General features: G+C 59.7%; 14 protein-coding genes. All 14 read right to left on the reverse strand.

Translation table 11 applies throughout. The features are described from left to right. Positions 1-2,130: a flagellar biosynthesis protein FlhA gene (gene flhA, locus ACA079_RS23840; protein ID WP_497701163.1), complete on the reverse strand. Its 2,130-nt coding sequence runs from the start codon at positions 2,128-2,130 to the stop codon at positions 1-3. Between the two features lie 247 nt (positions 2,131-2,377). Next, entirely contained in the window at positions 2,378-3,517 is a 1,140-nt protein-coding gene (flhB, locus tag ACA079_RS23845; protein WP_497701164.1) for a flagellar biosynthesis protein FlhB, read from the reverse strand. A 3-nt stretch (positions 3,518-3,520) separates the two neighbouring features. Then, positions 3,521-4,303: a flagellar biosynthetic protein FliR gene (fliR, locus tag ACA079_RS23850; RefSeq protein ID WP_497701165.1), complete on the reverse strand. Its 783-nt coding sequence runs from the start codon at positions 4,301-4,303 to the stop codon at positions 3,521-3,523. A gap of 3 nt (positions 4,304-4,306) precedes the next feature. After that, positions 4,307-4,576: a flagellar biosynthesis protein FliQ gene (gene fliQ, locus ACA079_RS23855; RefSeq protein ID WP_007948918.1), complete on the reverse strand. Its 270-nt coding sequence runs from the start codon at positions 4,574-4,576 to the stop codon at positions 4,307-4,309. Then, positions 4,573-5,331 carry a flagellar type III secretion system pore protein FliP gene (gene fliP / locus ACA079_RS23860; protein ID WP_497701166.1) on the reverse strand — a complete coding sequence of 253 codons (759 nt, stop codon included), beginning with the start codon at positions 5,329-5,331 and terminating at the stop codon, positions 4,573-4,575. The genes fliQ and fliP overlap by 4 nt, the downstream gene beginning before the upstream one ends. Continuing rightward, entirely contained in the window at positions 5,331-5,774 is a 444-nt protein-coding gene (gene fliO / locus ACA079_RS23865; protein WP_497701167.1) for a flagellar biosynthetic protein FliO, read from the reverse strand. The genes fliP and fliO overlap by 1 nt, the downstream gene beginning before the upstream one ends. After that, positions 5,775-6,233, reverse strand: coding sequence for a flagellar motor switch protein FliN (gene fliN / locus ACA079_RS23870; protein WP_497701168.1), 459 nt, complete (start codon positions 6,231-6,233; stop codon positions 5,775-5,777). A 73-nt stretch (positions 6,234-6,306) separates the two neighbouring features. Continuing rightward, on the reverse strand, positions 6,307-7,275 hold the full coding sequence (gene fliM, locus ACA079_RS23875; RefSeq protein WP_008024584.1) for a flagellar motor switch protein FliM: 969 nt from the start codon (positions 7,273-7,275) through the stop codon (positions 6,307-6,309). A 9-nt stretch (positions 7,276-7,284) separates the two neighbouring features. Beyond that, entirely contained in the window at positions 7,285-7,785 is a 501-nt protein-coding gene (fliL, locus tag ACA079_RS23880; protein WP_497701169.1) for a flagellar basal body-associated protein FliL, read from the reverse strand. A 210-nt stretch (positions 7,786-7,995) separates the two neighbouring features. Beyond that, on the reverse strand, positions 7,996-9,357 hold the full coding sequence (locus ACA079_RS23885; RefSeq protein WP_497701170.1) for a flagellar hook-length control protein FliK: 1,362 nt from the start codon (positions 9,355-9,357) through the stop codon (positions 7,996-7,998). Between the two features lie 83 nt (positions 9,358-9,440). Beyond that, the gene (locus ACA079_RS23890) at positions 9,441-9,809 is read right to left on the reverse strand and encodes an Hpt domain-containing protein (RefSeq protein ID WP_497701171.1); all 369 of its coding nucleotides are present in this window, start codon (positions 9,807-9,809) and stop codon (positions 9,441-9,443) included. 30 nt (positions 9,810-9,839) lie between these two features. Then, entirely contained in the window at positions 9,840-11,546 is a 1,707-nt protein-coding gene (locus tag ACA079_RS23895) for an ATP-binding SpoIIE family protein phosphatase (protein ID WP_497701172.1), read from the reverse strand. Positions 11,547-11,551: 5 nt separating this feature from the next. Next, positions 11,552-11,857, reverse strand: a complete 306-nt coding sequence (locus ACA079_RS23900) for an STAS domain-containing protein (protein WP_415770626.1) — start codon at positions 11,855-11,857, stop codon at positions 11,552-11,554. Between the two features lie 96 nt (positions 11,858-11,953). Then, on the reverse strand, positions 11,954-12,403 hold the full coding sequence (gene fliJ / locus ACA079_RS23905) for a flagellar export protein FliJ (RefSeq protein ID WP_033055981.1): 450 nt from the start codon (positions 12,401-12,403) through the stop codon (positions 11,954-11,956). Positions 12,404-12,408: the final 5 nt, after the last annotated feature.

A 12,408-nucleotide genomic window follows, 5' to 3' on the forward strand; every position in this document is an offset into this window, starting at 1 on the left:
TCAGCCGTTGGGCCCTACTGTCGCAACGATGGTCACTTGCTTGTTGTCAGGAATTTCCTGGTAAGCCAACACATGCAAACCCGGGACTGCCAATCGGCCGAATCGCGACAGCATCGCGCGAACCGGACCGGCTACCAGCAGAATCACCGGTTGACCTTGCATTTCCTGACGCTGCGCCGCATCGATCAACGAGCGTTGCAGTTTCTCAGCCATGCTTGGCTCCAGCAGAACACCCTCTTCCGAGCCTTGTCCTGCCTTCTGAAGACTATTGAGCAATATTTGTTCCAACCTTGGCTCCAGGGTGATCACTGGGAGCTCGGAGTCAGTACCTACAATGCTTTGGACGATTGCGCGGGATACGCCGACGCGAACCGCAGCCACCAGCGCGGCAGTATCTTGACTCTTGCTGGCATTGTTGGCGATGGCTTCGGCAATGCTGCGAATGTCCCGTACTGGCACCTGTTCGGCCAGCAAAGCCTGCAAAACCTTGAGCAGCTGCGACAGCGACACCACGCCTGGTACCAGCTCTTCAGCCAGCTTCGGCGAGCTTTTGGCCAGCAATTGCATGAGTTGCTGCACTTCTTCGTGACCGATCAACTCGCTCGAGTGCTTGTACAAAATCTGATTCAAGTGGGTTGCCACTACCGTACTGGCATCGACCACGGTGTAACCGAGGGATTGTGCCTGGGCACGCTGACTGATTTCGATCCAGACCGCCTCCAGACCGAAAGCCGGATCTTTGGCGGTAATGCCGTTGAGCGTACCGTAGACCTGCCCCGGGTTGATCGCCAGTTCGCGGTCCGGGTAAATTTCCGCCTCAGCGAGGATCACCCCCATCAGGGTCAGGCGGTAGGCACTCGGCGCCAGGTCGAGGTTGTCACGGATATGCACGGTCGGCATCAGGAAGCCCAGGTCCTGGGACAGCTTCTTGCGCACGCCCTTGATCCGCGCCAGCAACTGACCACCCTGATTGCGGTCCACCAGCGGAATCAGCCGGTAGCCGACTTCCAGGCCGATCATGTCGATCGGGGTGACGTCGTCCCAGCCAAGCTCCTTGGTTTCCTGAGCACGAGCCGGCGATGGCAGCAGTTCCTGTTGGCGCTTGACCTCTTGCAGCGCCTGAACCTTGACCACGTTCTGCTTCTTCCAGAACAGGTACGCGCCGCCACCCGCCAGGGCTGCCATGCTGAGAAAGGAAAAGTGCGGCATGCCCGGCACGAGGCCCATCACCGCCATCAAACCCGCCGCCACCGCCAACGCTTTGGGCGAGGCGAACATCTGGCGATTGATCTGTTTGCCCATGTCTTCCGAACCGGAAGCACGGGTCACCATGATCGCTGCAGCTGTAGATAAAAGCAGTGATGGCAATTGCGCCACCAAACCGTCACCGATGGTCAACAAGGCGTACACCCGACCGGCATCGCCGAAGGTCATGCCGTGCTGGAAGATACCGACCGCCATGCCGCCGATCAGGTTGATGAACAGAATCAGCAGACCGGCAATGGCGTCACCGCGAACGAACTTGCTGGCACCGTCCATGGAACCGTAGAACTCGGCTTCCTGGGCCACTTCCATCCGGCGCAGTTTGGCCTGGTTCTGGTCGATCAGGCCGGCGTTCAAGTCGGCGTCGATGGCCATTTGTTTACCGGGCATGGCATCGAGGGTGAAACGCGCGCTCACCTCGGAAATCCGCCCGGCACCTTTGGTTACCACGACGAAGTTGATGATCATCAAAATCGCGAACACGACGATACCGACCACGTAGTTACCGCCGATGACCACCTCACCGAAGGCCTGGATCACCTTACCGGCGGCGGCATGGCCGTCCTGACCGTGGAGCATCACCACTCGCGTGGAGGCCACGTTCAGCGCCAGTCGCAGCAACGTCGCCACCAGCAGAATGGTCGGGAACACCGCGAAATCCAGCGGCCGCAAGGCGTAAACACAGACCAGCAAGACGACAATCGACAACGCGATGTTGAACGTGAAGAACACGTCCAGCAGGAACGGCGGCACCGGCAACATCATCATCGCCAGCATGACCAGCAGCAACAACGGCACACCCAGATTGCCTCGACTTAAGTCGGCAACGTTTGTGCGAGCACTGTTGAATAACTGAGAGCGATCCACCGGTTTTCCCCGTTCCTTTAAAGCAAACTTTTTGACGCCTGATGCAGGCGCAGAGCGGCTACTGCAAGAAGCCTTCCAACTTTTGCAGGGGTTTGAAACAGAGGGTTTTATCAGGGGGATTTGCAGTGCCTGGTTCGGCCTCATCGCGAGCAAGCTCGCTCCCACATTTAACCGCGCACTCAAGTAAACGCCGATCAATGTGGGAGCGAGCTTGCTCGCGATGAGGCCGGCTCTGCTAGTGAATCTCTCAGGAATCGCGACGCAGATCCGGTGGAATCGGCAGGTCGTCCTTGAGCGGATCCGGGCGCTTACCCTTGCCGGCGCGGTGCTGGCGGATCTGGTAGACGTAAGCGAGCACCTGGGCGACGGCAAGGTAAAGCCCGCCGGGGATTTCCTGGTCAAGCTCGGTGGAGTAGTAAATCGAACGCGCCAGCGCTGGCGACTCAAGCAGCAGCACTTCGTTGGCCACAGCGATTTCACGCATCTTCAAGGCCAGGAAGTCGCTGCCCTTGGCGATCAGCATCGGCGCCCCACCCTTGTCCGGATCGTACTTGAGCGCTACGGCGTAGTGAGTCGGGTTGGTGATCACCACATCGGCGTCGGGGATCGCCGCCATCATCCGGCGCTGGGACATTTCGCGCTGCAGCTGGCGAATCCGTTGCTTGACCTCCGGGCGCCCTTCCTGGTCCTTGTGCTCGTCGCGCACTTCCTGCTTGGTCATCTTCAGTTTCTTGATGCTTTCCCAGAGCTGTATCGGTACGTCCACGGCGGCGATGATGATCAGCCCGCAGGCCATCCACAGGGTGCTCCAGCCGACCACTTGCAGGCTGTGAATGATCGCCATGTCCAAGGGTTCATGGGCGATGCGCAGCAGGTCATCGATGTCCGAGGACAACACCGCCAGGGCTACGAACAACACGATGAAAAATTTTGCGAGGGCCTTAAGCAGTTCAGCTATGGCCTTGGACGAGAACATGCGCTTGAGGCCGGCGCCGGGGTTCATGCGGCTGAACTTGGGCGCCATGGTGCCGGCGGAGAACAGCCAGCCACCCAGCGAAATCGGCCCGATCAGAGCGGCGAGCAATAAAGTGATCATCACTGGCTGAATCGCCAGCAAGGCAATCTGCCCCGAATGCAGCAGGTAGGTGCCCATGGAGCGCTGATCCAACAGCACCTCCCGCGACAGCGAGAAGTTCAGGCGCATCAGTTCCATCAGGTCCTGCGCCAGCGCACCACCGAAAATCAACAGACCGCCAGCGCCGGCGAGCATGATCGCCAGGGTATTCAGCTCTTTGGAGCGCGCAATCTCTCCCTTCTCACGGGCGTCCTTTTTCTTTTTGTCCGTGGGGTCTTCTGTTTTGTCCTGACCGCTTTCGCTCTCAGCCATGACTCAGCGCGCCTTTGCCAGTTCGCGTAGCCACTGCAAGGCCTCGGAGGCCAGCGGTTGGTACTGATTGATGATATCCGCCAGCCCGACCCAGACGATGAATAACCCGAGCACCAGGGTCAACGGGAAGCCGATGGAGAAAATGTTGAGTTGCGGTGCCGCCCGGGTCATCACGCCAAACGCGATGTTGACCACCAGTAGCGCGGTAATTGCTGGCAGCACCAGCATCAGCGCCGCGCCGAGGACCCAGCCGAGTTTGCCGGCCAGCTCCCAAAAATGATTGACCATCAATCCGCTACCGACCGGCAGCGTGGTAAAGCTTTCGGTGAGGACTTCGAAGACCACCAGATGGCCATTCATGGCCAGGAACAGCAGCGTCACCAGCATGGTGAAAAACTGCCCGATCACCGCCACCGACACGCCGTTGGTAGGGTCGACCATGGAGGCGAAGCCCATGCCCATCTGAATCGATACGATCTGCCCGGCGACCACGAAGGCCTGGAAGAACAGTTGCAAGGAAAAACCCAGCACCGCGCCGATGAGGATCTGCTCGGCGATCAGCAGCAGCCCGCTCAAGTCCAGCGCGTTGACCGGCGGCATCGGCGGCAACCCGGGGGCAATCACTACCGTGATCGCGAGGGCGAAATAAAGGCGCACTCGCGTGGGTACCAGGCTCGTACCGAAAACTGGCATGACCATCAGCAAGGCACCGATACGAAACAGCGGCAGCATGAACGTCGCCACCCAGGTACTGATTTGGGTATCGGTCAGCTGGAGCAGCGACATGGTTTAGCCGATGACCTGAGGAATACTGCCGTACAACTGCAGGATGTATTCCATGAAGGTCTGCACCAGCCACGGACCGGCGACGATCAACGTCACCAGCATCACCAGCAGGCGCGGCAGGAAGCTCAGGGTCTGTTCGTTGATCTGCGTAGCGGCCTGGAACATCGCCACCAACAGACCCACGAGCAAACTCGGAATCACCAGCACGGCAACCATCATGGTGGTCAGCCACAGCGCTTCCCGGAAGATGTCTACCGCAACTTCTGGCGTCATGGCGATACACCGCCGAAGCTGCTCGCCAGCGTACCGATGATCAACGCCCAGCCATCCACCAGCACGAACAGCATGATCTTGAACGGCAGCGAAATGATCAGCGGCGAGAGCATCATCATACCCATCGCCATCAGCACACTGGCCACGACCAGGTCGATGATCAGGAACGGAATGAAGATCATGAAGCCAATCTGGAACGCGGTTTTCAGTTCGGAGGTGACGAACGCCGGGACCAGAATCGTCAGCGGCGCCTGATCCGGCGACGCGATATCAGTGCGTTTGGACAAGCGCATGAACAGCTCCAGATCGCTAGTGCGAGTCTGAGCGAGCATGAAGTCCTTGATCGGCACCTGGGCCTTGGCCACGGCATCTTGAGCGGTGAGTTTTTCCGCCAGATACGGCTGCAAAGCATCCTGATTAACCCGGTCGAATACCGGCGCCATGATGAACAGGGTCAGGAACAGCGCCATGCCCGTGAGGATCTGGTTCGACGGCGTTTGTTGCAGGCCGAGGGCCTGACGCAGGATCGAGAAGACGATGATGATCCGGGTAAAACTGGTCATCAGCATGACGAACGCCGGGATAAAACTCAGCGCAGTCATGATCAGCAGGATTTGCAGGCTGACCGAATACTCCTGAGCACCGTCGGCATTGGTACCCAGGGTAATCGCCGGGATCGATAACGGATCGGCGGCGAACGCCAGCGGCGCGGCCAGTATCAGGGCCAGCGTCAAGATGATGCGTAGCGCACCCATTACTTCTTATCCTTATGATCCTTGCCCATCAGCTCCATCAGGCGCTGGGCAAACTCAGGGGTCGCCTTCTCGGTGCTAGGCACTTGCACCGGCTCCTTGAGCACGTGCAACGCGGTAATGGTGCCGGGGCTCAAGCCAAGCAGAATCTGCTCGTTGCCGACCTGCACCAGCATCAGACGGTCACGCGGGCCCAGCGCGCGGGAACCGATCAGCTCGATCACCTGCCCCTTGCCGGCTGGTCCGGCCTGTTGCACCCGACGCAGCAACCAGGCGAGGAAGAAGATCAACCCCAGCACCAGCAGCAAACCGAACACCAACTGCGTCAATTGCCCGGCCACACCGCTGCTGACCGCCGGCGCGGCGGTCGCAGTAGCGGTCGCTACCGGCTCGGCTGCCAGAACACTGAGCGGCAACGCCAGCACAAACCCCAGTACCTTTTTCACTCAGCGCAGCTTCTTGATGCGTTCGCTTGGGCTGATCACGTCGGTCAGGCGGATGCCGAACTTCTCGTTGACCACTACCACTTCACCGTGAGCGATGAGCGTGCCGTTGACCAGCACGTCCAGCGGTTCACCGGCCAGACGATCGAGCTCGATCACCGACCCCTGGTTAAGCTGCAGCAGGTTGCGGATGTTGATGTCAGTGCTGCCGACTTCCATGGAAATCGACACCGGAATGTCGAGGATCACGTCCAGGTTAGGACCGTCCAGAGTGACTGGATTGTTGTTTTTCGGCACGCTGCCGAACTCTTCCATCTGCAGACGGTTGGACGACGAGCCAGCCGCGTCGGCGGCCAGCAAGGCGTCGATGTCGTCCTGCCCGGCGTCGCCGGTTTCTTCCAGGGCAGCAGCCCATTCATCGGCCAGCGCCTGGTCGTCCTGGGTGTTCATATCGTTAGCCATCAATTTGTCCTCGGCGGGCATCCATTCAATCAGGAGCCGTCAGTTAAAAGCACAGGGGGTTTTGGAGCGCCGGTCAGCGGCGCTCGATCGGCTCGATCACTTGCAACGCGAGGTTGCCTTTGTGCGACCCCATCTTGACCTTGAACGCAGGCACGCCGTTGGCGCGCATGATCATCTCTTCCGGCATTTCGACCGGGATAATGTCCCCCGGCTGCATGTGCAGAATGTCCCGCAGGCGCAACTGGCGACGGGCAACCGTGGCACCGATCGGTACGTCAACGTCCAGCACGTCCTGGCGCAAGGCGTTGACCCAGCGTTCGTCCTGATCGTCGAGGTCCGACTGGAAGCCGGCATCGAGCATTTCGCGTACAGGTTCGATCATCGAGTACGGCATGGTCACGTGCAGGTCGCCGCCACCACCATCGAGTTCGATGTGGAAGGTCGACACCACAATGGCTTCGCTCGGACCGACGATGTTGGCCATGGCCGGGTTCACTTCCGAGTTGATGTACTCGAAGTTCACTTCCATGATCGCCTGCCAGGCTTCCTTCAAATCGACGAACGCCTGCTCCAGCACCATGCGCACTACACGCAGTTCGGTGGGGGTGAATTCACGCCCTTCGATCTTCGCGTGACGGCCGTCGCCGCCGAAGAAGTTGTCCACCAGTTTGAACACCAGTTTGGCGTCGAGGATGAACAACGCGGTGCCGCGCAACGGTTTGATCTTGACCAGGTTGAGGCTGGTCGGCACGTACAGCGAGTGCACGTATTCGCCGAACTTCATCACTTGCACGCCACCGACCGCAACGTCCGCCGAGCGGCGCAGCATGTTGAACATGCTGATGCGGGTGTAACGGGCGAAACGCTCGTTGATCATTTCCAGGGTCGGCATGCGTCCGCGGACGATGCGATCCTGGCTGGTCAGGTCGTAGCTTTTGACACTGCCGGGTTCGGCAGCGGTATCGGTCTGTACCAGACCATCGTCGACACCATGCAACAGCGCATCGATCTCATCCTGGGACAGCAGGTCCTGCACGGCCATGTCGTGTTCCTACTGCAGTACGAAATTAGTGAAAAGCAACTGTTCGATGACCACTTTACCGAGTTCTTTCTGCGCCACTTCCTGGACGCTGGCTGTGGCTTTCTGACGCAACATTTCCTGCCCGACTGGCGACGCCAGGGTGGCAAAGTCCTGCCCGGAGAACAGCATGACCAGGTTATTGCGGATGACAGGCATGTGGACTTTGAGCGCTTCCAGATCGGCCTGATTGCGACCCTGCATGGTGATGCTCACCTGCATGTAGCGCTGACGACCGTTCTGGTTGTAATTGGCCACGAAGGCCGGAGCCATGGGCTCGAAAATCGCTGGCTGCTTGCCGATCGGGGCGGTTTCGGCCGCGGCGGCAGGCTTGCTCTGGGCGCTGTGCATGAAGAACCAGGTCGCTCCCACGGACAAACCGATCGCCAGCAGCAGGGCCGCCACAATCACAATGATCAGCTTGAGTTTGCCTTTGGTTGCGGGGTCTTTTACTGCTGCTTCGCTCTTCGCCATGCCAATAATCCGTCACTATTCGGGTTTTCACAGTCGCACGGCAAGGCAAGAGCAAGTGTTATGCCAGAAGTGTCTGAGGGAAAACCGGAAGGACAGTCGACCGTGGCCGAAAATCAAAAGATCGCAGCCTTCGGCAGCTCCTACATTGGAATGTGTACACCCTGTAGGAGCTGCCGAAGGCTGCGATCTTTTAGGGGGCGCCGCGAATTATCAGGCGTAGTAATCAACGGCGCTGGAGCCGATGACGCTGGTGGTGCTGGCCGCTACTTCGGCAACTGTTGGCGCAAGCTCTTCATCCATAGAGTCGAGACGACCACCGCTAGCGTTGGTGCGTCCACCCTGGCTTTGACCCTGTTGAGCCTGTTCCTGCCCCTGACCTTGCCAGCCACGGGACTGATCAGAAACGTTGACGTCGACCTGGCCCATGCCCTGCTGCGCAAACATGTCACGCAAGCGATGCATCTGCCCGTCCAGCGCTTCGCGAACACTTGGATGGGCGCTCATGAACGTCACTTGGGTCTGCTGATCCGGAACCATGTTCACCCGAATGTCCAGGCGCCCCAGTTCGGCCGGTTGCAACTGGATGTCGGCGGCCTTGAGATTGACACTGGACAGGTACATGACCCGGTTCACGACTTCTTCGGTCCAGCCGCTCTGATGCATGGCGATCGGTTGATTCACCGGCAATGCGTTGGCGGTTTTCGGCGTGGCCGCCTGGGTCAGTGCAGCCAGGCGGTTGGCGAAATCGTCGACCCGGGTATCGCTACTCGCGGACTTCAGGTCCTTGAGACCGTCATCGATAAGACCACCAAAGGCCTTGTCGCCGCCCTGGCCGGTGCTGTCCTTGTCGGCTTGCACATCGAGCATGCTTGCCATGCCGGCGGCGAAGGTCTGCGCCGAAGTTGACTCGCCGTCTGCCTGGGCCTGAGCCGAGGTCGGTGCCGCTTTGGGCTGAGCCTGACTCGCAGCCGAAATATGGCCGCCCTGCTCCATGGCCATGCGCACGGCGGGCAGTGCGTCGAGGGGATCGGCTTCGGGATCGAAATCAGTGTCAGTGCTTGCAACGACCGGAGTCGTTGCCGCCGTCACAGCCACCTCGACCTGCGGTTGTGGGGTGACTACAACGGGCGGAGCTGTAGGTATCGGCGCTGGCACCGCAGGTTGTACTGCCTGCATCAACGCAGGATCCAGCGTCGGGTCAACGGGCGCGGCATCGGCAACCGGCGTCTGCGCAGTATCCGACCCGTCGTCGCTGGCGGCCTCGTCCTCAGCCTGCGCCGGTTTATCGGCGGGCAAGGATTTGCCGCTATCGGCAACCGCAGGTTCCGGGGCGGCAGACTTGTCGTTGCTGACGTCCTTTTTATCGGGGCTGTCCGGCGTTTTATCGCGTATCGGCTTGGCCGATCCATCACCCACTGCAGAGGGTTTGTTCCGGGCTTGATTGGCGTAGACCTGAGCGAAGCTGGACGCCTTGTCCCCAGGCTCAGCGGCCAGCGCCGGTGTATTGGCGGAAGCGGCTTGAGTCTTCGCCTGCGCGGCGGCCTGAAGAAGCAAATTGGGGGTAACGGGCATGGAACGGTCTCCGCTGCACTGGGATCGTAGGTACAGTTGACGAAGATTAGTGCAAAGGTCGCGCCAGGTTTGAGTGACAGGCGCTAAAAGCGCCGGACGGGCTCATTGACAGAGAGGGAACGCTGACGCTCCGCCTCATAGAGAGGTCGGACGATGGCGAATTCGTCGTCAATTTCCCCGATCAGCTTTTCGATGCCGGCGAGGCTTTTTTGCTTGGCGCGTTGCTCCAGCTCATGGCACAACTCAGCCAGGCGAATGGCGCCCATGTTGCTGCTGCTGCCCTTGAAGCTATGGGCAGCATTCATGAGTTGCGCAGCATCTTCAGCCTTTCGCAAGATGCGTAAACGCTCTTCGGAATCGGCGAGAAAGGTATCCAGCAACGTCGGATACTCATCCTCCATGACCTCTTGCAACGCGTTCAGCACGTCGCGGTCCAGGTGTGTGTCAGCCACTTGCTCACTCCTTGATCAAGAATGCGTGGATTATGCCAGAGCCTCCCAGAAAAACTCCACGCGGGCACTTCGACCATCGTCGGACCAACTCGCATTGTGGCCCAGCTGACGGATCAGACTGACGCCACGCCCCGACAGACGGACACCATCGACGGGCCGCTCCATCACCCGCGCAACATCGAAACCCTTGCCACTGTCTTCAACCCGAACAGTCAGGCACCCGCCCTCGCCCTTGGGTGTCACCTGCAAATGCACCCGCACGAAGCCGTCCTGCAACGCGTCCAGGCGTGTATTGCGTTGTTGATAATAGCGGGTAAAACCCGAGGCATCGCGCTTGAGCGCCGAATCCAGCCCCAGCACTCCATGCTCCAGGGCATTGGAATACAGTTCGGCCAAAACACTGTAGAGCGCCCCGCTCTGAGCCCGCAGACCGTGGACCTCAAGCAGCAATTGCAGAAGATACGGTAGCGGATTGAAGCGTTTGAGCGTGGCGGCGCGAAATTCGAAACTCACTGACCAGTCCAGCGGGCAGGACTGACCACTGTCGGAATACACCAGCGCCGGCGGGCTCAGTTGTGCGGCCTCCAGCAGACTGACCTCGACCATGCTCACGTCATCACGGGCCTCGCCGCGAAAGTCCCGCAACGCCTGCTCGATCTCTTCGAACAACTCATCAGGCTGACAATTGGCCGCAAACACCTGCTGCAATCGCTCCACACCAAACAACTGTTCGTTGGCATCGCAGGTATCGATCACCCCGTCGGACAACAGGAAGACCCGATCCCCGACCGCCATCGGAAACACCTCGGTGCGGTCATCAAAGGATTGCGGGCTCAGCACGCCGAGCGGCAAATGCCGAGCCGTCAGTGGCGTTCGCTCACCGCTGGCGATGCTGTGCAGATATCCGTCCGGCATCCCGCCATTCCAGACCTCCACCGAGCGTCGCTGAAAACTCAGGCACAGCAACGTTGCACAACAGAACATGTCCACCGGCAGGATGCGCTTGAGCTTGGCATTCATCTCGCGCAGGGTTTCGGACAGGCCGTAACCCTTGGCGGTCATACCATAGAAAACTTCGGCCAAGGGCATGGCACCGACCGCGGCCGGCAAACCATGACCGGTAAAATCGCCGAGCAGCACGTGCATGTCGCCGGCCGGGGTGAACGCGGCCAGCAGCAGATCGCCGTTGAACAACGCATAGGGCGATTGCAGGTAGCGAATATTCGGTGCACTCAGGCAGCCGGAGTGGGCCACCTTGTCGAACACGGCTTTGGCCACGCGCTGCTCGTTGAGCAGGTAGTCGTGGTGCCTGGCGATCTGGTCGCGCTGCTGCAACACTGTGGCCTGCAACCGCCGCAAGCGGTCCATCGCCTTGATCTTGGCGGCGAGGATCACCTGGTTGTAGGGCTTGGCCAGAAAGTCGTCGCCCCCGGCCTCCAGACAGCGAGCCAGCGCTTCGCTTTCGGTCAGCGAGGTGAGGAAGATGATCGGCACCAGGGTTTCCCCTGCCAATACCTTGATCTGCCGCGCCGCCTCGAAACCGTCCATCACCGGCATCATCGCGTCCATGAGCACCAGTTGTGGTCGTTGCTGGCGAAACGCTTCAACGGCTTCGGCACCGTTGGCGGCCGTCAGCACCTCATGCCCCTGGCGACGAACGATGGTCGACAGCAGCATGCGATCGGCCGCGCTGTCTTCGGCGATCAGGATCGTCAGCGGTTCGAACAAGGACTGCATGGCGGTCACGCCACGTCGAAGATTTGTTCGAAGTTGGAGATGGCGAGGATCTTGCGCACATCTGCATTAGCGTTGGTCAACGTGATCTCGGCATTCTCGCCGCCAGCGTGATCACGCAAGAGCAACAGCATGCCGAGCGCTGAGCTGTCGAGGTAGGTGGCGTCTTTCAGATCCACTTCGAAGGATTCGGGTTTTGGCTGAAGATTTTCGTAGGACTCACGAAATTCCTGATGCTTGGCGAAATCGAATCGTCCCTTGACCGATATCGTCAGCTTTTGCCCATTTTGGGAGACTTCTGTAACAACTGGCATTTAACGGCTTCCTTGTCATTGGTGAACCTACGTGTACAAGGTTTAGCACTTGGCGAGGGCAGGAGCAAGGCGGGAAAACGGTTGAACCCTGCCTGATCAATAGGGATCCTGACGCGGCAACCGCTGGGACAACTCATCCAGCAGCTTTTGCTCACGCCGGTCTTCCAGCCGCCGCGCCTCATCCATGTAGCGCAACACCAGTTTGCGCAAGCCTTCGACCCGGGCAAACGCCTGCTGCCAGGATTCCCGCGCCTTGTTCAGGTTGTTTTGATGCCATACCAGGCTTTGTCGCTGCTGGTCGATGGCGGTCCCCAGTTGCGCCAGGAAGCCTTGATAACCCAGCAGCCATTGGCCCGACACGCCACTGCTGCCGCGCACGATCCATTGCTCTTGATAGTCGAGACGAAAGGCTTCGAGGTCGGCGAGTTTGCTTTCGGCCAGACGGACCTGCCCCTGGAAGTGCCCCAGACGCAGGACCGCGGTTTTCTCGGCCTTTTCGGCCATTTCGACCACGGGGGCCAGGCGCGATGCTCGGCTCTGGGCCATGGCCG

It is taken from the genome of Pseudomonas sp. LBUM1645, from assembly GCF_059716185.1.